At 63.4% G+C, this 23,095-nt stretch carries 22 protein-coding genes; 14 read left to right on the top strand and 8 right to left on the bottom strand.

Annotated features, from left to right (window positions below; translation table 11 throughout):
• Nucleotides 1-55: 55 nt before the first annotated feature.
• From E1956_RS19445 to E1956_RS19425, 5 genes are read left to right on the top strand one after another with little or no spacing between them, the layout of a single operon-like run.
• Nucleotides 56-3,103, top strand: coding sequence for an aminotransferase class III-fold pyridoxal phosphate-dependent enzyme (locus E1956_RS19445; protein ID WP_134752057.1), 3,048 nt, complete (start codon nucleotides 56-58; stop codon nucleotides 3,101-3,103).
• 26 nt (nucleotides 3,104-3,129) lie between these two features.
• Complete coding sequence (locus E1956_RS19440; protein WP_197732901.1) at nucleotides 3,130-4,101, top strand: ABC transporter substrate-binding protein; 972 nt, start codon at nucleotides 3,130-3,132, stop codon at nucleotides 4,099-4,101.
• 60 nt (nucleotides 4,102-4,161) lie between these two features.
• Nucleotides 4,162-4,815: an amino acid ABC transporter permease gene (locus E1956_RS19435; protein ID WP_197732900.1), complete on the top strand. Its 654-nt coding sequence runs from the start codon at nucleotides 4,162-4,164 to the stop codon at nucleotides 4,813-4,815.
• Nucleotides 4,816-4,825: 10 nt separating this feature from the next.
• Nucleotides 4,826-5,485, top strand: coding sequence for an amino acid ABC transporter permease (locus E1956_RS19430; RefSeq protein WP_134752055.1), 660 nt, complete (start codon nucleotides 4,826-4,828; stop codon nucleotides 5,483-5,485).
• Between the two features lie 14 nt (nucleotides 5,486-5,499).
• Entirely contained in the window at nucleotides 5,500-6,258 is a 759-nt protein-coding gene (locus tag E1956_RS19425; RefSeq protein WP_167760126.1) for an amino acid ABC transporter ATP-binding protein, read from the top strand.
• A gap of 122 nt (nucleotides 6,259-6,380) precedes the next feature.
• Here the strand turns inward: E1956_RS19425 and E1956_RS19420 are convergent, their stop codons facing one another.
• Nucleotides 6,381-6,728 (bottom strand): cupredoxin domain-containing protein, encoded by a 348-nt coding sequence (locus E1956_RS19420; RefSeq protein ID WP_134752051.1) that lies wholly within the window; start codon nucleotides 6,726-6,728, stop codon nucleotides 6,381-6,383.
• Between the two features lie 34 nt (nucleotides 6,729-6,762).
• Nucleotides 6,763-7,707, bottom strand: a complete 945-nt coding sequence (locus tag E1956_RS19415) for a metallophosphoesterase family protein (protein ID WP_134752049.1) — start codon at nucleotides 7,705-7,707, stop codon at nucleotides 6,763-6,765.
• Nucleotides 7,708-7,923: 216 nt separating this feature from the next.
• On the opposite strand from E1956_RS19415, the gene E1956_RS19410 reads away from it, so the two are divergent.
• From E1956_RS19410 to E1956_RS19390, 5 genes are all read left to right on the top strand, one after another.
• A complete protein-coding gene (locus E1956_RS19410) occupies nucleotides 7,924-8,214 on the top strand; it encodes a hypothetical protein (RefSeq protein WP_134752047.1) in 291 nt (96 codons plus the stop codon).
• Nucleotides 8,215-8,260: 46 nt separating this feature from the next.
• A complete protein-coding gene (locus E1956_RS19405) occupies nucleotides 8,261-9,010 on the top strand; it encodes a hypothetical protein (protein ID WP_232071732.1) in 750 nt (249 codons plus the stop codon).
• A 37-nt stretch (nucleotides 9,011-9,047) separates the two neighbouring features.
• A complete protein-coding gene (locus E1956_RS19400; RefSeq protein ID WP_232071730.1) occupies nucleotides 9,048-9,653 on the top strand; it encodes a TetR/AcrR family transcriptional regulator in 606 nt (201 codons plus the stop codon).
• A 59-nt stretch (nucleotides 9,654-9,712) separates the two neighbouring features.
• Entirely contained in the window at nucleotides 9,713-10,558 is an 846-nt protein-coding gene (locus E1956_RS19395) for an SDR family NAD(P)-dependent oxidoreductase (RefSeq protein ID WP_134752045.1), read from the top strand.
• 93 nt (nucleotides 10,559-10,651) lie between these two features.
• Nucleotides 10,652-11,296, top strand: coding sequence for a Rossmann-fold NAD(P)-binding domain-containing protein (locus E1956_RS19390; protein WP_232071728.1), 645 nt, complete (start codon nucleotides 10,652-10,654; stop codon nucleotides 11,294-11,296).
• Nucleotides 11,297-11,385: 89 nt separating this feature from the next.
• On the opposite strand, the gene E1956_RS19385 is transcribed toward E1956_RS19390, so the two are convergent.
• The 4 genes from E1956_RS19385 to E1956_RS19370 form a co-directional block, all read right to left on the bottom strand.
• Entirely contained in the window at nucleotides 11,386-12,549 is a 1,164-nt protein-coding gene (locus E1956_RS19385) for a porin (protein WP_134752041.1), read from the bottom strand.
• 82 nt (nucleotides 12,550-12,631) lie between these two features.
• On the bottom strand, nucleotides 12,632-13,378 hold the full coding sequence (locus E1956_RS19380) for an SDR family NAD(P)-dependent oxidoreductase (RefSeq protein ID WP_134752039.1): 747 nt from the start codon (nucleotides 13,376-13,378) through the stop codon (nucleotides 12,632-12,634).
• A 74-nt stretch (nucleotides 13,379-13,452) separates the two neighbouring features.
• Nucleotides 13,453-14,691, bottom strand: coding sequence for a thiolase family protein (locus E1956_RS19375; protein WP_134752037.1), 1,239 nt, complete (start codon nucleotides 14,689-14,691; stop codon nucleotides 13,453-13,455).
• Between the two features lie 121 nt (nucleotides 14,692-14,812).
• Complete coding sequence (locus tag E1956_RS19370) at nucleotides 14,813-15,937, bottom strand: CaiB/BaiF CoA transferase family protein (protein ID WP_134752035.1); 1,125 nt, start codon at nucleotides 15,935-15,937, stop codon at nucleotides 14,813-14,815.
• Between the two features lie 180 nt (nucleotides 15,938-16,117).
• Between E1956_RS19370 and E1956_RS19365 the strand changes: the two genes are divergently transcribed.
• From E1956_RS19365 to E1956_RS19355, 3 genes are read left to right on the top strand one after another with little or no spacing between them, the layout of a single operon-like run.
• The gene (locus E1956_RS19365) at nucleotides 16,118-16,906 is read left to right on the top strand and encodes an enoyl-CoA hydratase/isomerase family protein (RefSeq protein WP_134752033.1); all 789 of its coding nucleotides are present in this window, start codon (nucleotides 16,118-16,120) and stop codon (nucleotides 16,904-16,906) included.
• Nucleotides 16,907-16,928: 22 nt separating this feature from the next.
• Nucleotides 16,929-18,296: a DUF1214 domain-containing protein gene (locus tag E1956_RS19360; protein WP_134752031.1), complete on the top strand. Its 1,368-nt coding sequence runs from the start codon at nucleotides 16,929-16,931 to the stop codon at nucleotides 18,294-18,296.
• Nucleotides 18,297-18,309: 13 nt separating this feature from the next.
• Nucleotides 18,310-19,803, top strand: a complete 1,494-nt coding sequence (locus E1956_RS19355; protein WP_134752029.1) for a DUF1254 domain-containing protein — start codon at nucleotides 18,310-18,312, stop codon at nucleotides 19,801-19,803.
• A gap of 69 nt (nucleotides 19,804-19,872) precedes the next feature.
• Here E1956_RS19355 and E1956_RS19350 read toward each other — a convergent pair whose 3' ends face one another.
• The gene (locus E1956_RS19350; protein WP_167760073.1) at nucleotides 19,873-20,592 is read right to left on the bottom strand and encodes a TetR/AcrR family transcriptional regulator; all 720 of its coding nucleotides are present in this window, start codon (nucleotides 20,590-20,592) and stop codon (nucleotides 19,873-19,875) included.
• Nucleotides 20,593-20,898: 306 nt separating this feature from the next.
• On the opposite strand from E1956_RS19350, the gene E1956_RS19345 reads away from it, so the two are divergent.
• Entirely contained in the window at nucleotides 20,899-22,041 is a 1,143-nt protein-coding gene (locus E1956_RS19345) for an acyl-CoA dehydrogenase family protein (protein WP_134752025.1), read from the top strand.
• 36 nt (nucleotides 22,042-22,077) lie between these two features.
• Here E1956_RS19345 and E1956_RS19340 read toward each other — a convergent pair whose 3' ends face one another.
• Nucleotides 22,078-23,091, bottom strand: a complete 1,014-nt coding sequence (locus E1956_RS19340; RefSeq protein ID WP_134752023.1) for an AraC family transcriptional regulator — start codon at nucleotides 23,089-23,091, stop codon at nucleotides 22,078-22,080.
• Nucleotides 23,092-23,095: the final 4 nt, after the last annotated feature.

The raw sequence follows: 23,095 nt of genomic DNA, 5'->3' as shown, positions 1-23,095 counted from the left end.
GCAAATAACCGGTATATTGAACAGGTCTTTTGGCAATCCGCGCTGGAAGCTCGATATGACTGATCTCACTCGCCCTGCACCTCACTACACTGTCACCGACGCTGAAAAGCTCAGCGAAGAGATTTTTGGCGTGAAGGCAACCGCCTCCTTGCTCGACGGGGAGCGGGACCGTAACTTCCGGCTGATCACGCAGACGGGTGCAGCCTGGATTCTGAAGATCGTGAATTCCAGCGAACCCAGGGTCGAAAGCGAGCTGCAGACCGCGATTCTGCATCATCTGAACGAAGTCAACCCCTGTATACCCGTTCCGCATCTGAAGCCGAGCCTCAGCGGTGAGCGGCTTGCGTCGACGGTGTCATCGACGGGAGAAGCGCATGCCGTGCGCCTCGTGCAATGGATTCCAGGCACTCCGCTCGCGCAGGTCGAGAGAAGCTTCGAGCTGTTGCGCAATCTCGGTCGCGCCATGGGCGAGCTCGATCGCGCCTTGCAGGGGTTTATCCATCCCGGCGCACTGCGCAATCTCGACTGGGACCTTCGGCACGCCGCCCGTGCACGCACCCGTCTGCACTTCGTACGCGACGAGGCGAAGCGTTCGCTTCTCGATCGGTTCATCACGCGCTTCGAGCGTCATGTAGCGCCGAAGCTGTCGCGTCTGCGCGCCCAGGTCATCCATAACGATGCGAACGACTGGAATGTGCTCGTCGACGAAGCAACGCGCAGTGACATTGCCGGACTGATCGATTTCGGCGACGCCGTTCATACGGTGCTGATTGCCGACGTCGCGATTGCATGCGCCTATTCAATCCTGGACACGGACGATCCGATTGGCGCTGCGGGTGCACTTGCTGCCGGGTTTCACGAGAAATATCCGCTCCTGCCGGAAGAAGTCGACATGCTGTTCGATCTCATCGCGATGCGGCTCGTCATCAGCGTGACGTTCTCTGCTTCCCGCCGTGACCGGATTCAGGACGATCCTTATCTCGCGATCAGCGAAGCGCCGGCGTGGCGGCTATTGCACCGGCTCGACGCGATGAATCCCAGCTTCGCCACAGCCATCCTGCGCAAGGCGTGCGGGTTCGAAGCGGTCGAGGGGGCGGTCGCGACACGCAACTGGATTGCCGCCAACGCGAAGGACTTCACACCGATCGTGCGGCCGCATCCGGCGACGCTGGTCAAGGGGCTTGTTCCTTTCGGCGATGCAACGCATGAAATGACGCTCGACTCGGCCGCGCAGCGTCCCGAGAAAGCCACGGCGTGGTGGAACGACTTCTGCGCGCGCCATCATGTTCAGCTTGGCGTAGGGCCGTGGGGTGAAAAGCGCACGGTTTACAGCAATGCCGCGTTTGAGTCCAGATTCATCAGCGGCCAGCATCGCGTCTGTCATCTCGGCGTCGATCTGTTCATGCCTGCCGGCACCGCCGTCCATACGCCACTGGATGCCACGGTGCGAAGCGTGCAGGTCGAGCCGGATCCCCTCGATTACGGCGGGCTGATCACGCTCTTGCATGAGCCGCAAGGGTGTCCGCCTTTCGTGACACTCTGGGGGCATATGGGACATGAAGCGCTTGCGCGCCTGAAGCCAGGTCAGAGGCTGGCAGCGGGCGATCTCGTCGGTTACATGGGGGCAGCCGATGAGAATGGCGGCTGGACACCGCATCTTCATCTACAGGTCTCGACAGACGTCGGTCTGTCCGCAACGGAAGTGCTCGGGGTGGGCGAGGTCGCGTATCTCGACGTATGGGCTGATATCTTTCCGGATGTCGCCGCACTGGCCGGCATCCCGCCTGAAGCGTTCAAACAGACGGGGCGCAGCCGCTCCGAGATTGTCGAGCGTCGCAAGGCCATCCTGCTGCCCAACCTGTCGATCTCCTATGCCGAGCCGATCAAGTTTGTGCGCGGCGACGGTGTCTGGCTGATCGACCATCGCGGCCGCGCCTATCTCGACTGCTTCAATAATGTCTGCCATCTCGGCCATGCTCATCCCGACGTCGTGGAGGCCATCGCCAGGCAGTCGGCGATCCTCAACACCAATACGCGCTATCTGCACGACAACATCGTGACGTACGCCGAGCGCTTGACCGCCACCTTGCCGCCGGGCCTTGCGGTGGCGAGCTTCGCCTGCTCGGGCAGCGAGGCGAACAGTCTGATGCTGCGCATGGCCCGCCACCATACTGGCAGCCGCGACGCGCTGGTGCTGGATTGTGCCTATCACGGCAACACGCAGGAACTGATCGACCTGAGCCCCTACAAATACAAGAGCAAAGGCGGCAAAGGTAAGCCGGACCACGTATTCCAGGCTGAGATTCCCGACAGCTACCGCGCGCCGTTGGACTGGCCGCTCGAGGAGCATGGCCGGCGTTTCGCGCAGAGCGTAGCCGAGCAGATCGACGACATGAAAAAGCAAGGCCGCAAGCCAGCCTTCTTCATGGCCGAGTCCATCCCGAGCGTGGCGGGGCAAATCTTCCTGCCGGCAGGGTATCTGAAAGAGGTCTATGCCATGGTGCGCGCCGCCGGTGGACTTTGCGTCGCCGACGAAGTGCAGGTTGGCTTCGGCCGGGTTGGCAGCCACTGGTGGGCCTTCGAGATGCAGGACGTCGTGCCCGATATCGTCACCATGGGCAAGCCCATCGGCAACGGCCATCCGATGGCGGCACTCGTGACCACTCGCGAGGTTGCCGACAGTTTCAACAACGGCATGGAATATTTCAACACGTTCGCGGGCAATCCTGTGTCCTGCGCCGCTGGCCTCGCCGTGCTCGACGTCATTGAACGCGATGGTCTGCGGCAGAACGCACTCGAAGTTGGACAGTATTTGCTCGAGGGCTTTCGAGCGATGCAGCAGCGCTACGACGTGATTGGCGACGTGCGTGGGCAGGGCTTGTTCCTCGGTATCGAGCTGGTGCTGGACCGCAAGACCAAGGAACCGGCCACGGCCCTGGCAAAGAAAATCTGCGATGGCGCGCGCGAGCGCGGCGTCCTGATGGGCACGGAAGGCCCTTTCGACAACGTGTTGAAAATGCGTCCGTCGATGATCTTCAGCCGCGCCAATGCGGATCATTTGCTCGGCGTGCTGGCAGATAGCATCGAAGCCGCACTTCGTTAGAGAAACTGGCGCGTGGATGCCGGTGCGTGCAGGGTGCGTTCTGCGAGGGCACGGCCAGGGCAGCGAAGCCGGCAAAATGCCGGCCGGATCCGACGCTATATCGGATTCCACCGGCACTTTGCCGGCTCTCCGCCAACGGGAACTATGTCAAGATTTTGACGGAACAAGAGATCGGCAAAAACAGACGATCAATTCTGGAGGAGATGCTTGCCATGATTTTAAAAATTAAACGCCTGATTTCGGTAGCGCTGACGGCTATGACTGTCACTTTTCCTGCTCACTCTGTCATGGCTGACGAGCTTCAGGCATTGAAGAGTACGGGCGAGCTTCGCATTGCAATGAGCGGTCAATATCCCCCCTTCAGTTTCGCCAATGACAAGAACGAGATCGTCGGGTTTGACGCCTCGATTGGTTCCGAGCTTGCCAGGCGATTGAAGCTCAAGCCGGTGATCGTGACGACGCCTTTTGACGGCATCATCGGCGGCCTGCTGGCAAAGAAATACGACATCGTGGTCGCTTCGATGACGATCACGCCCGCGCGTGAGAAGGCCGTGGATTTCGTCGGCCCGTACTACCATGTGGAACGTGTCGCCGTGGTCTCGGCGGGCTCTCCAATTCAAAAAATCGACGACCTCAAGGGCAAGACCGTGGGCGTGATCCTCGGGGATACCAACGACAAGTGGGCACAGGCGCAAAGCAACTGGAACATCCGCACCTATAAGGGGCTGCCCGAGATGTTGATGGAGCTTCAGAACGGCCGTATCGACGCTATTATCATGGATAGTGTTCCGGTCATGGTCGCGGTCAAGGAGACCGGCCAGAAAGTCAGGCTGCTCGCCATTCCCGGTGCACAAGCATCGCCGGACAGCATCGGCATCGCAGTCCGCAAAGGTAATCCCGAGCTCAAAGTGGCCTTGCAAAAGGCGCTTGACGACATGAAGGCCGACGGCACTTACGAGAAAATTTCCAGGCAATGGATCGGCAGCGATATTCGCTGATCGAAATAGCGGGACCGGCTCGGGCACGCCGAGTCGGTTGAAGGCGATGCGGAGATTTTCATGGATATGGCCATTGCATTGGTGCTGCGAACCCTGCCGTTTTTTCTGGAGGCGACATGGGTGACGGTACAGATTTCGTCGCTTGCTTTTGTCATTGGACTCGCCCTGGCCGTTGTGCTGGTGACAGGGCGTCTTTCGGATAACCGGGTTCTGTGCGCGCTCTCAACCACATATGTCAGCATCTTTCGCGGCACGCCCAATCTGGTGCAGCTGTTTATCCTCTACTTCGGCGGCCCGCAGATCGGGCTGAATCTGGATCCGTTCAGCGCCGGGTATATCGCGCTGGGCCTGAACATTGCCGCGTATATGTCCGAGTCGATGCGTGGTGCGATCGTGAACGTCGAGCGCGGGCAAACCGAAGCGGCTCGCTCGATCGGGCTGTCACGCGGACAGACGATGAGGCTCATTGTCCTGCCTCAGGCGGCGCGCCTGATGATACGTCCGCTAGGCGTCAACACGATCGGGCTCGTAAAGGGATCGGCGCTGGTTTCAACGGTGTCCGTGGTCGAGCTGACGTATACCGCTCAGCGATACATTGGGTCCACCTATAAGCCCTTCGAAATATTCGCGATCGCGGCAGTCCTGTACATGATCGTTATCTACGTCGTAGTGCGCATAGTCGATCTGCTGGACAAACGCTTCGCCGCTTGCTGAGGAAGAACCGATGCAATCACTCGATTTCAGCATAGTTTTGCCGTACACAGGGCTGCTTCTGCAAGGCTTGGCGTGGACGTTGATCCTGACGGCGCTGTCCTCACTCCTGAGCCTTGTTTTTGGCGTGGTATTTGCGCTTGTCGTGCTGTATGCGCCGGCCTTTGTTTGCTACCCGGTGCGTCTCTTCATATGGCTGTTCATGGGGACGCCTTTGTTGCTGCAGCTCTTCCTCATCTACTTCGGGCTTGCGCAGATTGGCATCGATATTTCGGCCTTTATTGCTGGCATCATTGGTCTGAGCCTCCACTTTGCCGCCTACAACGCCGATGTCATTCGCGCGGGCATTCTTTCCGTCGATCACGGTCAGACCGAAGGGGCGCGCTCGATTGGCTTTGGCCGCTGGCAAACGCTGATCCACATCGTTATTCCACAAGCGGTACGAAAGACGATCCCGCCGATCGGCAATAACATGATTGTTCTCTTGAAGGACTCGTCTCTTGTATCGGTCATCGGAATCACCGAGCTCGTCAATAGTGCCCAGCATGCCATCAGCGATACCTTCAGTCCGTTTGAGTTCTATCTGAGCATTGCAGCGCTTTACTACGTTTGCAATGTTGCGATGGAATTCGGCCTTCGACTTCTTGAGAAAAATGTGGAGGTGACGCGATGAGCGCCTTGAAACCCATGGTCGAAGTGAAGGGTGCGCGCAAAGCCTATGGCGCCGTGGAAGTCTTGAAGGGCATCGATATTTCCGTGTCGCGCGGTCAGATCGTCGCGATCATTGGCCCCAGTGGGTCTGGGAAAAGCACGCTGCTGCGCTCGATCAATCATCTGGAGACATTGAATGGGGGAGAGGTTTGGCTCGACGGCATACAAGTGAATCAGCCATTGAAGGGACGCGCATTCGAGAGGCACATTAATGCCGTCCGGCAGCAGATGGGGATGGTGTTTCAGCACTTCAATTTATTTCCTCACTTGACTGTTCTGGAAAATATCGTGTTAGGCCCCATCAAGCTCAAAGGCATGCGCAAGGACGATGCCCGTGAGCTTGCACGGGAGCTGCTATCGAAGGTCGGACTTGCCAGCAAGATTGATGCTTACCCTTCGCAATTGTCTGGAGGGCAGAAGCAACGAGTGGCGATTGCACGATCGCTGGCGATGCAGCCCAAAGTCATGTTGTTCGACGAGGCGACCTCGGCTTTGGACCCGGAGCTGGTCGACGAGGTCAACGCGGTCATGAAGCAGTTGGCGGCCGAACAGATGACGATGTTGATTGTCACGCATGAAATGCGTTTCGCCGCAGAGGTCGCCGACCGGATCGTGTTTATGGACGGTGGCGTGGTTGTAGAAGAAGGCTCGCCAGACCAAGTGCTTCGCGATCCGCGCCAAGGCAGAACGCGCGCATTCTTGAAGAATCATCTTGCTTCGGTCGAGCGAGTGTGAGGAGTGCCTCGCTTCGTGCGCCGCGTCGGCGACAAAGCGGCGCTGCCGCGGGCGATTTCATTGAAAAATATGGATTCCTTACCGAATGAAATGCGCTCGCGGCATGGCTCGCCTGAATCGGCTTACTGCACAGTAATGGTCGCCTTCATGTACGGATGAATGCCGCAGTTCACGTTATACACCCCCGGTTTGTCGAACTTGAACTGATACGTATCGTTCTGATCGAGCGCGGCGGAGTGGAATATGCCCGCGTCGTTGACGACCGAATGCGGCTCGCCATCCATGTTTTTCCACGTCACCGTCGTGCCGGCCTTGACGGTGAGGGACATCGGCGAAAACATGAAATTCTTGATGATGATTTCATTGGGGTCCTGAGCATGCGCGGCAGGCGACCCGATGGCCAATGCTGCCGTGAGCAGGGCGCTCCCAAGGGAAAGGATGAACGCACGACGAAAGAAAGGGGATGGCATGGCTTGGCTCCTTATTGAATGATGAATTGCGCAGTCAGGCGAGCGTCGTGTCGGAAAGCGTCGCGGCAAGCGGATGGCGCGTGATGCGGATGCTCGTCACGCCAAGCATCTTGGGCAGTTGATCGCTCGCCACCGTCAGCGGCCCGGGTCCGGGACCATTGCCGGCCGTCGGTTGCGGATAGGCGGTCGAGCGCGCGGTATGGAAGGTGATATTGCCTTCCACCTTGGAGACGATCTGATGGATATGCCCATTCAGAACGGTGACCGAGCCGAACCGCTTCAGAGCGTCCATCGCCTGGCCCGCGTCGCCCGTGCCCCAACCCCAGGGTTCGTAGATTGTCCACATCGGCATATGGGTAAAGACGACGATCGGCGTGCTGGACGTGCGGCCCTTCAGATCATTCTGGAGCCAGGCAAGCTGGTCGTCGCCCAGACTCCCGAGCCCGTTCGGCTTGAAATGCATGACATTGACGAGGCCGATGAAGTGCACGCCATTGTGGTCGAAGCTGTAGTAGCCCCGGTTGTCGGACGCCTGGCCGAAGCGTTTGAAGTATTCACCCTGCGGTCCGTCCGTCACGTCATGCTCGCCGGGCACCGTGTGCAACTCGGTGATGCTCAGCCCGGACAGCAACTGGCTGGCGAGATCGAATTCTGCCGGCTTGGAGAGATGGGTGATATCGCCCGTGTGTATCGTCAGGGCGGGCTTGACCGGCATGGCGTTGACGTAATCAATCGTCTGCTTGAGCGTCCCCGCGACGTCCGGATTCGCTTCCTTGTTGAAGCCGATATGCGAGTCGCTGATCTGCAGGAACAGGGGCGTGCCGGAGGCCGCCGACTGGTCCTCGCTGCCGGCCGCAAGCGCCAGATCCACAGGTGTGAAAACCCCACCGGCCAGGACAAACAGGGTGCCTGCGCCACCGAAAGCGAGGCATTTCAGGGCGTTGCGGCGCGACGGCTGGGAAGGAAGATCTGAAGGCATGATGTCCTCTCGTGTGAAGTCTGGATTCAGGAGGCCGGCTGCCGGATCAATCCGGAGGGCCTCCAGGGCGGGTTTCAGACGTAATACCGGGGAGGTGCCGGTTTTATTCCCGGCTGCCGATCGCAGGGCTGGCAGCTGATGGAGCGTAATGCTCGCGGGAATAACGGGCGCCTCGCCGCGGTATTGCAGGCAAGGCACCCAAAATGGGAGATCGAAATGGACCTCATCGAGATGGCCCGTGCGTCGGGATTGACCGTGATCCTCGACGGCAGGATTGGCCGCGAGGAATACCGGAGCGTATGCGGTCCGATATCGGCGTTAGAGCGGTTCGCCGATTCGCTGCATCAGGGCGCGGCGCTTCGGCATGACGGCGCCCCGCGCCGGTCATCGGCGGGCAGCGTGTTTGGCCGGTTGCGCCGGCGCATCAGCCGGCTGGCGAGCTTGACGGGCGCCATGGCGAAGCCCGCCCGCAACATGTCACGTGTCGTTCATCGGAGCCGGAAGTGAGCGGCTTCGGCGCGACGTGCGCGCGACCGGCGCAGTGAGGATCGGGGTGCAAGCCATTCTGCGCAAGCTCCAGCTCGCCTCGGGACTGGTGATGCTGACGTATCTCTTGCTGCATCTGGTCAATCACGCGCTCGGGATCGCGTCGCTGGAGCTCGCGGGACACGCGCTCGTGCTCGCGCTGCGGCTGTGGCGCAGCACGCCCGGCACGATCGCGCTGTACGGTGCCGCAGCCCTGCATTTTGCGCTGGCGTTGCACACGCTCTACGGGCGGCGTCACTGGGCGCTGCCGCCCGCCGAATGGATCCGCCTCTGGGCCGGCCTCAGCCTGCCGATGCTGCTGATCCGGCATGCGGTGTCGACCCGGCTTGCGTCCACGCTCTATGGCTTCGAGCCCGACTACGAGCGCGTCATCGTCGTGCTGCTCACGAGCGGCACGCAGGGTTTGCAGCTGGCGCTGCTGGCGCCGGGGTGGATACACGGGTGTCTCGGGCTGTGGTTCCGGTTGCGCCACTATGCGTGGGCACGCCGCATGAAGCCGGCACTGCTGGCGTTCATGATTCTGCTGCCGTTGCTGTCCGCTGCGGGCTTTGGCCGGATGATGCGCGCGGTCGAGGCGAGGGGCCTCATGCTTCGACACGTCGATCCCGTGCTCGTGGCCCATCAAGCCGCGCTCGACGCCTGGCGCCACAATCTCCTCGCGCTGTATTTCGTCCTGATTGCCAGCGCGTTGATCCTCGGCCAGCTGCGCAACGGCCTTGAACGTCGAAGGCTGCGAAGAAGCTCACTAAGTTCCTGATCAGTTGAAATTGCACGCTTCCAAAAGGCGTGTATAATTGAGCGCGTACTCAGTCAATATTCATGCAGAAACGATGGCACGCCCTTTGAGCCCTGAAAAACGCAACGCCCTGTTAATGTCGGCAACCGAGGCCGTTGCCGAGCAGGGCGTGCTGGCCACCACGGCGAGCATTGCCCGCGGCGCCGGTGTAGCCGAGGGGACCTTGTTCACGTACTTCGAGAGCAAGGAGGTGCTGTTCCAGCAGGTCTACCTGCACCTCAAGCGCAGCCTCGCGGAAACGGTGATGCCCGACTATCCGGATGAAGCGGACTACCGGCAACGCATGGAGCACGTTTTCCAGCGCTATGTAAACTGGGGGCTCTCGAATGCCGCCGGGCGGTTCGCCATCGCGCGGCTCTCCGCTTCGGGGCAATTGCTGGACGAGACCCGGGTGCAGGGGATGGAGGCGTTTCTGGCGGTGGCCCGAATGATGGAGGCCGGGGTGCGCGATGGCGTGCTGGTGGATGCGCCGGTCAGCTTTCTGTCTTCGGTGATCGAGCATATTGCCGATACCACCATCGAGTACGTGAACAAGTATCCAGAGGAGGCAGGACGTCACCGGGAGCTGGGGTTTCGCGTCCTGTGGCGGGCGATCACGCAGTAAAAATTTTCTATTTTAAGTGAGCGCGTAAGCACTCATTTATTCACAAGGAGAACAGCATCATGTCCAGCCAAAAGTGGTTCATCACCGGCGCGTCCAGTGGTCTCGGGCTTGCCCTCACTGAAAAGGTGCTCGCAGAGGGGCACCGTGTCGTAGCCGCGGTGCGCCGTGTCGACGCGATGCGGGCGTTGGGGCAGCAATACCCCGCGCTGCTCGAGGTGGAGTCGCTCGATGTGACCGATCGCGAACAGGTGCAGGCCGTCGCGGCGCGCCACACCGATGTCGACGTGGTCGCCAACAATGCGGGTGGTGCGGTGATCGGCGCGATGGAGGAAATGACCGAAGCCGATATCCAGCAGCAGCTCGCGCTGAATCTGCTCGCGCCCATTCATGTGACGCGTGCGTTCCTGCCGGCATTGCGCGCGAAGCAGGGTGGCACGCTCCTCTATGTCAGTAGCGTCGGCGGGCGTGCGGCGTTCCCGAGCGGTTCCATGTATCACGCCGCGAAGTTCGGTCTCGAAGGCTTTGCTGAATCGGTGAGCCAGGAAGTTGCCGAGTTTGGCATCAAGACGATCATCATCGAGCCGGGCTCGATCAAGACGGGTTTTGTGGCCAATATTCGCTGGACCCAGGAACTTGACGCCTACAAGGATGGCATCGTTGGAAAGCTGCGTCGCCAGATTGTGGAGGTGGGTGACGAACAAGCTTCGGGCGATCCTGTGAAAATGGCTGCCGCCATCTATACGGTCAGCCAGATGCCGGCGCCGCCGCTGCGCACCGTGCTCGGCGGCGATGCCTATGCGGTGCTGGACGCGGCTTACTCGCGAAGCCTCACGGCGTTGCAGGCGCAAAAGGCGCTCACCGAGTCCGTGATGTTCGCGGGTAAGGCGGGATTCAATCCGCAGTGAGCACGATGACTGTTACATCGCAAGCTGCCGTGAAGGCGCAAGAGTGGACCTTGGAGTAATGCCATACGCGTTGTCCTGATCGGTGCGTCCGGCATGGTGGGCCAGGGCGTATTGCGTGCGTGCCTCAAAGCCCGCGACGTCACCGAAATCATCTTGATTGGACGGCGAGCGCCGCCGGGCTATGCGGATCCGCGACTGCGGATATTCACCGTTCCAGACCTGAATGCTTTCGAGGCCAGCGATGCCGTGTTTGCCAACGTCGACGCATGCTTCTTTTGCGTCGGCGTGACGTCATTCGGCATGTCCGAGGCGGCATATCGCGCCGTGACTTACGACCTCACGCTTCATGTCGCGCAACAGCTGCTCGCCCGCAGTCATGGCATGACGATGGTGTATGTCTCGGGGGCGGGCGCGGACAGCAGCGGGCAGGGTAAGACCATGTGGGCCCGCGTCCGCGGACAAACCGAAAACGCGTTGCAGCGCCTTGGTTTCCGGCAGGTGGCCATCTTCCGGCCATCGGCGATCATTCCCGAGGACGGGATCCAGTCGCGCACCGCCAGTTACCGGTGGCTGTATAGCGTGCTCAAGCCGTTACTGGCATTGGCACGGCGTATCTCGCCGGCGAGTGTCCTGACCACGGGGATTATCGGCGATGCCATGCTCAATGCCGTGCGCCGCGGCGTGCCGCACGCGATCCTGAAGCCGGCTGATATTTATCGGTTAGCGATGGGTCAATGAGCGCACACGAGCCGCGTTCCCCTTCGCCCGCGACAGGGAGGCACGGCTCGTCGACATGTTTCAAAAACTCGCCAGGCCGATGGCCGATCCTAGAACCGGTGGGAGACACCGACCGCCACGAGCGTTTGCGAAGCGCCCGCGGTGTTTGCCGTGTAGCCGGGCCAGGACACCGTGGCCGTGCCGTTGTTCTTGATGTAGCCGGCGCGCGCGTAGACGCTGGTGCGCTTGGAGATGTTGTGGTCGACGCCAACCTCGAAGCCCACCGAATTGTCGTGCGCGCCACGCACGTTTCGCGTGAGCGCCGCGAGCTCGATCACGTCGGCGGAACTGGCCTGGATGGTGGCCCCCAGTTCCATGTAGCTCAGGGAATGCGCGAGCGAATCGAGCGGCAGGCTCACGCGCCCGGGCACGACCGTGACGAGGGAGTTGGCCGCCACGTCGTTGGGCCGCGCATAGTTGTAGTTGAATTGCAGATTGACGATGCCGATGCGGTAGGCCAGGGCCGCGGTGTAATGCTCGGTGCCGACCAGATCGAACGTCGAAGCCGCGAGCGGTGCGGGCGCGAGCTGCAGGGTTTCTTTTCCGCCGTGCTGGTTGATATAAGCCAGTGCCGCGTAGAGCCCATATCCTTCATACGACAGGGCCACGTCGACCACGTTGCCCGTGGTGGTCGAGACCGGTTGCGTGGAGGTCGTGGGAAATCCGTACATGGCGTAGAGCTTCATGCCGTACACCTTGGGCGACTGATAGAAGATCGTATTGCTGAGGCGCCCCGGCGCGTATTGCGTGGCCAGCGTATTGCGGTCCGAGGCGGAAGCCAGATCGAAGGCTGCGAGCGGGGAGAGCACCTCGTCGCCACGGAACGGCTCCGCATAGTAGACAGCCCAGAAGCTCGGCTGATACTGGCGGCCGAAGCTCAAGGTGCCATAGTCGTCGTGGCGCAGGCCGACCCACGCCTGCCGGTAGAACAGCACCGACGTGTCGGCCATCAGGCCGCCGTTGTTGACGTTGAAACCGCTTTCCAGGTCGAACACGGCCTTGAGTTTCCCGCCCAGATCCTCGCTGCCCCTGAGCCCGACCATCGACCCGGTCGAGCCGCCGCTGCGCTCGGAAACCGAGCCGGAGCCGCCGTTGTTCATGTACTGCACGAAGGTGTCTACCACGCCATAGAGCGTCACGCTGCTTTGCGCCGCGGCACTTCCGGCCGCGACAGCGAAAGCTGCCCCACAAAGTCCTCGAATCGCGAAATGCATACCTGTCTCCTCTCCTATTGTGTTTTGTGACGCCATGCACGGTACGTTGGCGCGGCCAGCGCAGCGTTGGCCGCGCGTTGCCTTAGCGGGTGCCGCAGTCGATTTCCAGCGTTGCTGCGTTGATGTAGGCGTTTTCGATGGCGTGCTGCACGAGCGCGGCGAACTCCGTGGCTTTGCCCATGCGGCGCGGGAACAGCATCTTGTTGATGACGCCCTCGGAGACCTTGGACGGCATGCCGGCCGACATGCCCGATTCGAACAGGCCCGGCGAAATGGCCAGGACGCGGATGCCATGCTCGGCGAGGTCGCGGGCCACCGGCAGCGTCATGCCGATCACGCCGGCCTTGCTCGCGCTGTAAGCCGCTTGCCCCATCTGTCCTTGCTTCGCGGAGCCGGATGCCGTGTTGACGATCACGCCGCGCTCGCCCGTGTCCTCCGGCTCGTTGGCCGTCATCGCGAGTGCCGCATGACGCACCACGTTGAAGGTGCCGGTGAGATTGACGGCCAGCACGCGGCTCCACAAATCGCTGGGGAAGAGCTCGCCCTTGGAGAGCGTTTTGCACGCCCCGAGGATGCCCGCGCAGTTGACCGCCACGTGCAGACGGCCATGCTTCGCGACCACTGCGTCGATGCCGGCTTTCACGCTCGCTTCATTGGAGACGTCCACGGCGATGCCTTCGATGCCGGCGCCAAGCGCGTCGTTCAGCTTGCTCTGCTCGAGATCGAAGCCGACGACTTTCGCGCCCGCCGCCGCCAGCGCTTTGCACGTGGCAAGACCGAGTCCGGATGCGGCGCCGGTGACGATTGCAACCTTGTTCTGAAGATTCATTTCTTATCCTTACCCATAACAATAAGTCATCCTGATCATGGTGTCCGGCAAGACCCATGAGGGGACACCGCGCCTCAGCGGCCGAGGATCGTGATGCAGGCCACGGCCTCTTCCACGCCGTACAGGCCGCCGCCGTTTTCGGCCACAGCGATGCGGGCATGCTCGACTTGACGTGCGCCGGCTTCGCCGCGCAACTGGGTCACGAGCTCGTGAATTTGCGCGATGCCGGTGGCGCCGACCGGGTGTCCCTTCGATTCGAGGCCGCCCGAGGGATTGACGGGAATCCGGCCGCCAATGGTCGTTTCGCCGCGCTCGGACATGCGGCCGCCATCGCCGAAATCGCACAGGCCGAGGTTCTCGATCTGCACGATCTCGCCCATGGCCGTGGCGTCGTGCACTTCGGCCACGGACACGTCCTGCGGGCCGACACCGGCGATTTCATACGCGCGGCGCGCGGCGCGCACGGTGACGTGCTTGTCGATCTCCGTGGCGTCGCGGTCGGTGCCGGTCTGGATCACGGAGGCGAGCACGCGGATCGCGCGCTTCGGATCGATATTCAGGCGCTTGAGCGCGTTGCCGGTGCAGAGGATGGCCGCGGCCGCGCCGTCCGAGACGGGCGAGCACATGGGCACCGTGAACGGATAGGTGATGGGCGGCGCCGCGAGCACTTCGTCGACCGTATAGGCGACGCGGTATTGCGAAAGCGGATTGTGGACCGAGTGCTGATGGTTCTTCGCGGCCACGGCAGCGATCTGGCGCTGGGTGGTGCCGAAGCGCTTCATGTGTGCGCGCGAGATCGCCGCATAAACATCCATGAAGACGCTATAGGGCTTCGGCGAAGTCGTGCCCGGCGGAATCTCCAGGCCCTCGCCGATCTTCAGCAGCTCGGCCTGGATCTGCGCAGCGCGCGAAACGTCGAGCGCGCTATCGAAGACGGAAAACATGCGCTCGCGGTCTTGCGAGAACATCTTCTCCGCGCCGATCGCGAGCGCGACCTCGCCGGCCCCCGCGAGCAGGTGGTTGACCGCGAGCACGAATGCGCTGCTGCCGCTCGCGCAGGCGTTCTCGATGTTGACGACCGGAATGCCGCCGATGCCCATGTCGCGCAGCGCGATCTCGCCGCGAATCATGTGCTGGCCGTCCATGTGGCCTTGCGAGGCGTTGCCGTAGAACGCGGCGTCGAGCGCTTCCTTGCCGATGCCGGCGTCCTTCAACGCGGCGGCGGTGGCGCCGCGTGCGAGCGACTTGACGCTCTCTTCGAGCAGGCGGCCGAACGGCGTCATGCCGACGCCGACTACGTAGATGTCTTTCATTGCGGATTCCCTGGCAGAGCTTGCCGGTTTATTTCTGCGCAGTGTTCGTGCGCTGGGTTTCTGATCTGGCAGCTAGATTACTCACGAGTAGAAAAGCTGTCTAGAAAGATTAATTCGACGTTTACCCCAGGGCCGGACGTGCGCAGCACGACGCAAGAATCGCGTCGTTGTGCTCGCCCACGGCGGGCACGCCGCTGACCGGGCCGGGGTGGCCGGCGTCGCCAAAAATGAGGGGCTGCGCGACGTACCAGCTCTCGCGGCCGTCGCGCTCGCGCACGCTGCGGAACATGCCGCGTTCGCGAAAATGCGGGTCCTGCGTGACTTCTTCGAGGCTGTTGACCGGCCCCCAGGCCACGCCCGCCCGATCGAGCAGGGCGGCCCATTCGTCGCGCGGACGCTTCATGAGGGCTTCGGCAATCAGCGGCTTGAGCTCCGCTTCGCGCGCGCTGCGCTCGGCGTGCCCGAGCGGCGCGAGCGCCGGCAACCCGAGCAGCTCGCAAAGCGGCGCCCAGAACCAGTCCTCGTGCGTCACGGAAAGCGTGAGCAGGCGCGCGTCGGCGCAGCGGAACACCCCGTAGGCGGGTTGCGCGTTGATGTGCGCCATGCCGAGCTGGCCGCCGTTCATGACCGGGGCGAGGAACACGCTCATCCAGGAGACGAGGCCGTCCGTCATCGAGACGTCGACATACTTGCCGCGGCCCGTGCGGGTGCGTTCGAGCAGCGCGGCGAGGCACCCGGCAACGGCAAACATCGCGGACGAGAGGTCGCCGATCGCGAGGTCGGGCGAGGCCTCGATCTGCCCCGTCGCCGCCTGGCGGTACAGCAGCCCCGCGATGGCCTGGTATGAAAGATCGTGCGCGGGACGGTCGCGCCAGGGGCCGGTCTGGCCGAATCCCGAGATCGACACATAGACCGTGCGCGGGTTGATCTTCGCCACGTCTTCATGGCCGAAGCCGAGGCGCGCCATCGTGCCTGGCCGGAAACCCTCCATCAGCACGTCCGCCGTTTCGATCAGGCGGCGCAGCGTGGCGCGGTCGGCTTCGTCCTTGAGGTCCAGCGCGACCGAGCGCTTGCCGCGGTTGAGCGCGGCATGAAAGTCGGGCAGCTGGCGTGCCGGATCTCCGCCGGACGGACGCTCGACGATGATCACGTCGGCGCCCAGGTCGGCGAGCACAAGCGTGGCAAAGGGGCCGGGGTATTGCTCCGCGAGCGTGACGATGCGAATGCCCTCGAGTGGCAGGCTCATGGTGTCTCCTTCGTGTTTTTCGCGGCCGCAGCAAAGGCGGCGACAGGTATAGGGGGAAATCACATGTTCGCACATTTCTACTCGTGAGTTAATATAAATTCCCGTTGGTAATTCGCCCGTCTGGGCGGTGCATCGATCGATCAAACCGGAACAACCGCAGCAAGAAAAGGAGAAGGGAACATGGAGGAGAGGAGTGTCGTCACGGAGGTGCGAGGCGGAGCGATGTGGATCACGCTGAACCGGCCTGAGGCGATGAACGCCATTTCGCCCGAAGTGGTTGATGGCGTTGGCCGCGCGCTAGACGAAGCACTCGCGCGCGACGACGCGCGCGTGGTGGTGCTGACGGGTGCGGGGCGCGCATTCTGCGCGGGCGCCGATCTCAAGTTCGTGCGCGGCGAAACCGGTGGCGGCCAGTCGGGCGCCGGACAGTTCCTCGCGAGCCTGCTCGAACTGCTCAATCGGCTCGAACGGTTTCCGCGCCCGGTCATCGCGGCCGTCAACGGCCTGGCGCTCGCGGGCGGGCTCGAGCTCGTGCTGTGCTGCGACCTCGTGCTGGCGGCCAGATCGGCGCGCTTTGGCGACGCCCACGCGAACTATGGGCTCCTGCCCGGCGGCGGCGGCTCGGTGCGCTTGCCGCGCAAGATCGGCGCGGCGCGCGCCAAGTATCTGATGTTCACCGGTGAATTCGTGCCCGCCGCCGCCATGGAGGCGGCCGGCCTCGTCAACGAGGTGGTCGACGACGGCGCGCTCACGCAGGCGGTCGACGCGCTCGTCGCGAAGATCGCGGCGAAGAGCCCGCTCGGCGTGAGCCGCATGAAGGCGCTGGTCAACGACGGCCTCGAGCAGCCTGTGGAAGTGGCGCTGCGCCAGGAACTGCTGATGACCGCGCTGCACGAGCACAGCGACGATCTGCGCGAGGGCCTCGCGGCGTTCCAGGAAAAGCGCGCGCCGCGCTTCACCGGCCACTGATGGCATAGCGGAGGCAACCATCATGCGTACTCCGATTCGAGCCGTTGTCGCTGCGCTTTGCGCGGCTTCGGCGGCCGTGGCGCTCGACGCCTGCAAGACGTTCACGCCACCGGCCGCCGCCGTTCAGCAGACCGCTCCCGCCGGCGAGGCCGCCGCACTACGCGTGTCCGACCAGGACATCAGCGACGCCTGGATCTATCTGATGGGCCGCCTGCTCGTGCTGCGCCAGCAGCGGCTCGACTTCGAGCGCAACGGCTTTCAGTGGAACCAGCTCGTTCACCGCACGCCCGGCGGTGTCGAATGGGCCAATCCGAATCTCGATGTGGTCTATTCGGAAGCGTGGATCGCTGTCGATGAGAACAGCTGCGTCCTGCTCGATATTCCGCGCATCGAGGGCCGCTATTACACCTGGCAGATGCTGGACGGCTGGGGCGAAACGATCCTCAACATCAACGAGCGCACGTTTGCCGGGCATCCCTATGGCCGCTATGCGCTGTGCCTGAAAGGCAGCCATGTGAGCATTCCCGCCGATGCGCTGCGAGTGGACTTGCCGGTGCGCACGGCGCGCGCGCTATTGCGTGTGGAGCTGGGCAATTCCGCCGCGCAAGCGGAACGCCTGCAGCACGCGTTCCGCTTGACACCGCTTGGCGAACCGAAGATCCCGGCACCGATTCAGGTGCCGCTGTTCGCGAACACAGCGCTGCCGCGCGCACAGGCCTTCGATTTCGCGGACGCGATCCTCGCGGGCCAGCCCGACCTCAACCCGGGCATGGACGCCGTGCGCGCCAAGGTCGGGGAGGTCGCCGAACTGGTGCGCTCGGGCGCGGCCGGGAGGCAGCGTGTCGACGACGCCGTGGCGAAGCTGGCGCTGCCCGCGCTCGCGGGCCGCCTCCGCGCGCCCGGTCCCCGTGCCAACGGCTGGGCCCACCCGACGGTGGTGGGCACTTATGGCGGCGACTACCTCCAGCGCACGGCTGTCGATCTCGCCGGCATCTGGGCCAACACGCCGGCCGAGGTGACGTATTTCGCCATGCCGCATCTGGATGGCGGTGCGACTTACACGCAGACCTTCGCAAAAGATGCGCTGCCGCAGGCGCAGGCGCGCTACTTCTGGTCCGTCATGGCAGTCGATGCGACGCACTACCGGGTCATGCGCAATCCGCTCGATCGCTACACGCTGAACCTGCAGTCGAAGATTCAGCCCAACGCGGACGGCTCGGTCACGCTCGCCTATGGCCCGCGCAAGCCGGATGGCGTTCCCGAGTCGAACTGGCTGCCCACGCCGTCTGGCGAGCAGTACAACCTGACGTTCCGCCTCTACGGGCAAATCTCCCGTGCGTCGGAGGCGCCGTACTATCCGCCGCCGCTCGTGAAGCTCGAAAATCAATAAGGGATGCGAATAGATGAAGAAGGAACTGCTGATCGGGCCCATCGCGAGTGCGTTGATCGCGTATGCAGCGAGCTTCGCGCCATCCGCGCAGGCGGCGGACATTCCCGCTGCTGTGCCGGCGGCTGCGGGCGGCGAGAGCGGCGCGTTCGCGCCGGGTACGCGCATCACCGAGGCCTACGCCCGCATGGTGGCGCGCAACGCGTACTTCTGGGCCTGGCCCATGGTCAATACCTGGAACAGGCGTCTCGCCTTCGAGCGCGTGCCGGAGCCGGGCCTCGCCGGCGGCGCGATGCCGGTTGCCCCGCTCAACCGGCTGGCGATGCTGACCGATTATGTCGATCCGGCCGAGCGGCTTGTCGCCTGTCCCAATCAGGACGTCGTGTATGGCGCCGGCATCGCCGCGCTCGACAAGAGCCCCGTCGTGATCCAGGTGCCCGATTTCGGCAAGCGCTTCTGGGTCTATCAGGTCGTCGACCTGCGCACGGACAGCGTGGCGAATCTCGGCGCAATGTACGGCACGAAGCCGGGCTTCTATCTGCTCGCCGGGCCCGACTGGCATGGCGAAGTGCCGAAGGGTATCGCCGGAGTGTTTCGCTCGACGACGCAGACCGCATTCGTGATTCCGCGCGTGTTCCAGGACGACACGCCCGCGGATCACGCCGCGATTCAGGCGTCGCTTGGCAGCATCGACATGTATCCGCTCGCGATGTACGACGGCACGATGAAGACACACGACTGGCGCCAGTTACGCGCTTTCCCGTTGCCCGCGCATGCCGGCGGCGGGCATGGCGAATCGCGTCTCGTGTATCCCGAGCGCTTCTTCGACGAACTGCCCGCGGTGCTCAAGGACGCGCCGCCGAGGGCCGGCGAAGCGGCGCGCTATGCGGAGGTGCTTTCGGTGATTGCCGCCGCGCGCAACAATCCGGCCTTGAAGGAGGCCTTGATCGACGAGGCGAAGCGGACCGAGGAGGAGATGATCGACCCGCTGCTGCAGTTCCGGAACTACGGCATTGCGCTGGCCGGCAACTGGAGCACGCAGACCAATGGCGCGCAATTTGGCGACGATTACTTCACGCGCACGGCCGTGGCGAAGTCGAATATTTTCGTCAACAAGCCGGTGGAAACGCGCTACTTCTACCTCGATCTCGACGCGGCCGGCGCGCGACTCGACGGGGCGAAGCGCTACACGGTCACCTTTGCCAAAGGCGCGTTGCCGCCGGTGCGCGGCTTCTGGTCGTTGACGCTTTACGACCAGTACCACTTCTTCGCGCCCAATCCGATCGGGCGCTATTCGGTCGGCACGCGCAATCTGGAGCTGAAGCCGAATCCCGACGGCTCGCTCACGGTCTACATTCAAGCCGATGAACCAACCGACCCGCAGCAGCGCGCCAACTGGCTGCCGGCGCCTCGCAGCGGCGCATTTTCGCTGATGCTGCGCGCGTACTGGCCCGACGAGGCCGTCGCCTCAGGCGCGTGGACGCCGCCGCCGGCCATCGCTTTGCAGTGAGCGGCGCGCTCGCGTGACGACGGGGCGCCGCCGCAGCGGGGCGCCCCCACCACGGGCACGGCCAGGGAGCTACGAAGCCGCGCCGGAGCGTCTGGCCGACGTGGCAGCTGTCGAGCGGGCAGCGGGCGCGGGTGCCTGCGCCGCAATGCCGTGCGACATGAACTGGACGAGCGTCTCGGCGAGCGCTTCGGGGCTATATTCGCCTTCTCTGTCGAACCATTGCGGAATCCAGTTGATGGCGCCCATCAGCCATGCGATGGCCAGCTTCGGCTCGCATGGCGCGATCGAGCCGTCGTCGATGCCTTCTTGCACGACTTCCCGCATGCGCTTGTCAAATGCGCGGCGCCGCTTGCGGATGATCTCCTGATGCTCGGGCAGCATGTCGTCGAGCGGCGACATGAAAAGGCTCATCACGGTGTCGTCCGTAACGAGCTGGATGAACCGGCTGACGATTTTCGCCACCTTGTCGAGCCCGTTCTTGCCCTCGTTCGCTTCCGCGAGCGCCATGTCGCCCAGGTCGTGGGTGACGCACTGGGTCTCGTAGAGTAGTTCGCGCTTGCCCTTGACGTAGTAATAGAGCGCAGCCTTCGTGACGTTCAGCCGCTCGGCCACATCGTCCAGCGAGACGTTGTGATACCCCTTTTCCTTGAAGGCCCGGCTCGCCTCGCGGATCAGCGCCGCCTTCTTGAGCTTCTGGAGATCTTCGCGCGAGGGCAGCGCATTTTTCCAGCGCGCCGTCGATTCTTTCGGCTTGCGGGCGGCGCGGGGCTTCGACTCGGTCGCTTTCATGGTTAATGAGGTTGAAATGCAGTCAGGCGATCTTACCACGCAGTCGACTGCATGTTGTCCGGAGGAATCGGTGCTGAACCCTGCTGGATGCCTGCCATGTGCCTCCCTGATCGGCCAGTGGACCCGTAAAAACAGGGCGCACAACGGCTGGGGCGTCACCCCCATTGACAGATTAACTCGCCAGAACGAAAATTTACTCAAAAGTAGAATTGTGAGTGCTGAGCACGCAATGTGCGCTTTGCGATCATGATTCGGAACGGCGAGGCGCCGCAAACAATCGAAGCAACCTGGAGCACGGAGACCGAGATGGCAGACGCATCCACCGCATTTCTGACTGAGCAGCAAATCCTGATTCGCGACTCGGCACGGCGCGTTGCCGCCGAGGTCGTCGCGCCCACGGCAGCCGAACGCGACCGCACGTCGGCGTGGCCGCATGCGGAGCTTGCGGCGCTTGCCGATCTCGGCTTTCTTGGCATGCTGGTGCCCGAGGAATATGGCGGTTCCGGCGCGAGCGTGGTCGACTTCTGCCTCGCCCAGTACGAGTTCGCCGCCGCGGATGCGGGGCTCGCGACCATCCTGCACGTGCACAACTTCACGGCGCTGTGCATCGCGACGCATGGCAGCGAAGAACAAAAACGCCGCTATCTGCCGGCCATGGCGCGCGGGGAGTCGATCGGCGCGTTCCTGCTGACCGAGCCGCAGGCGGGGTCGGATACCGCCGCGCTGCGCGCCACGGCGCGTCGCGATGGCGATCACTACGTGCTCGACGGCACGAAGCAGTTCATTTCGAATGGCAGCGAGGCCGGTGTCGGTCTCGCCTTCGTCGTGACCGACAAGGCCGGCGGCAAGCGCGGGACGAGCGTGATCATCGTCGATCCGAAGCAGCCGGGCTACGCGGTCACGCGCATCGAGACCAAGCTCGGCCAGCACACCGCGCATACCGCGCAGATCGCGCTGGAAGGCTATCGCGCGCCGGCTGAAAACCTGCTCGCGCGCGAAGGCGATGGCTATCGCATCGTTATGGGCGGGTTGTCCGATGGGCGTATCGGCATCGCGTTCATCGCGGCGGGCGTGGCGCGCGCGGCGCTGGACGCCGCGGTGGCCTATTCGAAGGACCGCGAAGCCTACGGCAAGCCGATCGCCGAGTTGCAGGCCGTGAGCTTCGATCTCGCCGATATGGCCGCGCAGGTCGAAATCGCTTACCAGTATGCGCTGCACGCGGCGCGCCTGTGCGAGCAGGGTATCGAGTGCGCGAAGGAAGCTTCGATCGCGAAGCTCTACGCCAGCGAGATCGCCGAGAAGGTGTGCTCGGACGCGATCCAGATTCACGGCGGCTATGGCTACCTGACCGATTTCCCCGTCGAGCGCTATGCGCGCGACGTGCGCGTGTGCAAGATCTACGAAGGCACGAGCCACATCCAGAAGTTGATCATCGCGCGCAGCCTCTGACGAGACACGTCCGGCGCGCTTTCACCGGCGCGCCCCTCAGCGCTGCCGGTAGGAGCCCGCGGGACTGCCGGTCCAGGACTTGAAGGCGCGCTGAAACGCGGCGCTGTCCGCAAAGCCGAGCTCGGCGGCCAGCGTCGCGACGGGCACGGCGCTCGTGGTAAGCCGCATGATCGCGAGGTCGCGCCGCAGCCGGTCTTTCAGCGCCTGATACGACGTGCCCTCGGCCGCGAGGTGGCGCTGCATCGTGCTGGCGGAGACGTGCAGGCGCTGCGCGATCGTCTCCAGGTCGGGCCACGCCGGGATCGTGAGCTGCAACTGCTCGCGCACGCGCGCGCTGAACGCATGCTCGCCCGGCTTCGGAACGATCAGTCTCGGGACGACGTCGCGCCAGGCGGCCCGAAACGCCTGCTCGTCGCGGCGTACCGGAGCCGCGAGCAAGTCCGCGTCGAACCAGACCGCCGAGTGCGCTTGCGCGAATTGCAGCGGGGCGGGAAAGATCGGCGCATAGATCGCTGCGTAGGCGGGCTGATCGAAACTGAAATCGAACCGCCGTGGCGGCAGCCGGCCGCCATGCAGCCATGCGAGAAACTGCCAGAACGTGCGCAACAGGAATTCGTGCAGGAAGTTCTGGGCGGCGGCCTGCGGCTCGTGAAACTCGAGCGCGAGACCGCTCAGGCCACCCTGGCCCACGCAATCCATGCGGACGTCGTCCTGCAGCAGCGAAAACGTACGCGCGGCGCGCCGCAGCGCTGTGGCGAGTGACGGCGCACCCAGCGCGGAACGCGCGACGAGCGCGAAGCTGCCGCGTCGGAGCCGCCGCGAGAACAGGCCGAGGCCCTCGTCGTCGCGCCGCTCGATCAAGAGACTCAGGAGCGTCGCGTATTGCTCGGCCGTGACCCGCGCGCCGGCTTCGTCGAGCAGGGCGGGATCGATGCGGGCGTCGACGAGCGCGGCCTCGATCCACTCGGGCGTTTCGGCGCCACGGCTGCGCAGGCCGCAGAGCAAGCCCTGCACCGACACGATGGAAAGCGTAACGGGCGCGCGCGACATGGCG

The organism is Paraburkholderia pallida, assembly GCF_004524855.1.
Taxonomy (GTDB): domain Bacteria; phylum Pseudomonadota; class Gammaproteobacteria; order Burkholderiales; family Burkholderiaceae; genus Paraburkholderia; species Paraburkholderia oxyphila.
This window is presented reverse-complemented; position numbering and strand designations above follow the sequence as displayed.

What these genes read in the sequence shown, in the direction of transcription:
- E1956_RS19445 (WP_134752057.1), top strand. Translation starts at nt 56, where the DNA reads ATGACTGATCTCACTCGCCCTGCACCTCACTACACTGTCACCGACGCT.
- E1956_RS19435 (WP_197732900.1), top strand. Translation starts at nt 4,162, where the DNA reads ATGGATATGGCCATTGCATTGGTGCTGCGAACCCTGCCGTTTTTTCTG.
- E1956_RS19430 (WP_134752055.1), top strand. Translation starts at nt 4,826, where the DNA reads ATGCAATCACTCGATTTCAGCATAGTTTTGCCGTACACAGGGCTGCTT.
- E1956_RS19425 (WP_167760126.1), top strand. Translation starts at nt 5,500, where the DNA reads ATGGTCGAAGTGAAGGGTGCGCGCAAAGCCTATGGCGCCGTGGAAGTC.
- E1956_RS19420 (WP_134752051.1), bottom strand. Translation starts at nt 6,728, where the DNA reads ATGCCATCCCCTTTCTTTCGTCGTGCGTTCATCCTTTCCCTTGGGAGC.
- E1956_RS19415 (WP_134752049.1), bottom strand. Translation starts at nt 7,707, where the DNA reads ATGCCTTCAGATCTTCCTTCCCAGCCGTCGCGCCGCAACGCCCTGAAA.
- E1956_RS19410 (WP_134752047.1), top strand. Translation starts at nt 7,924, where the DNA reads ATGGACCTCATCGAGATGGCCCGTGCGTCGGGATTGACCGTGATCCTC.
- E1956_RS19395 (WP_134752045.1), top strand. Translation starts at nt 9,713, where the DNA reads ATGTCCAGCCAAAAGTGGTTCATCACCGGCGCGTCCAGTGGTCTCGGG.
- E1956_RS19390 (WP_232071728.1), top strand. Translation starts at nt 10,652, where the DNA reads ATGGTGGGCCAGGGCGTATTGCGTGCGTGCCTCAAAGCCCGCGACGTC.
- E1956_RS19385 (WP_134752041.1), bottom strand. Translation starts at nt 12,549, where the DNA reads ATGCATTTCGCGATTCGAGGACTTTGTGGGGCAGCTTTCGCTGTCGCG.
- E1956_RS19380 (WP_134752039.1), bottom strand. Translation starts at nt 13,378, where the DNA reads ATGAATCTTCAGAACAAGGTTGCAATCGTCACCGGCGCCGCATCCGGA.
- E1956_RS19375 (WP_134752037.1), bottom strand. Translation starts at nt 14,691, where the DNA reads ATGAAAGACATCTACGTAGTCGGCGTCGGCATGACGCCGTTCGGCCGC.
- E1956_RS19370 (WP_134752035.1), bottom strand. Translation starts at nt 15,937, where the DNA reads ATGAGCCTGCCACTCGAGGGCATTCGCATCGTCACGCTCGCGGAGCAA.
- E1956_RS19365 (WP_134752033.1), top strand. Translation starts at nt 16,118, where the DNA reads ATGGAGGAGAGGAGTGTCGTCACGGAGGTGCGAGGCGGAGCGATGTGG.
- E1956_RS19360 (WP_134752031.1), top strand. Translation starts at nt 16,929, where the DNA reads ATGCGTACTCCGATTCGAGCCGTTGTCGCTGCGCTTTGCGCGGCTTCG.
- E1956_RS19355 (WP_134752029.1), top strand. Translation starts at nt 18,310, where the DNA reads ATGAAGAAGGAACTGCTGATCGGGCCCATCGCGAGTGCGTTGATCGCG.
- E1956_RS19350 (WP_167760073.1), bottom strand. Translation starts at nt 20,592, where the DNA reads ATGAAAGCGACCGAGTCGAAGCCCCGCGCCGCCCGCAAGCCGAAAGAA.
- E1956_RS19345 (WP_134752025.1), top strand. Translation starts at nt 20,899, where the DNA reads ATGGCAGACGCATCCACCGCATTTCTGACTGAGCAGCAAATCCTGATT.
- E1956_RS19340 (WP_134752023.1), bottom strand. Translation starts at nt 23,091, where the DNA reads ATGTCGCGCGCGCCCGTTACGCTTTCCATCGTGTCGGTGCAGGGCTTG.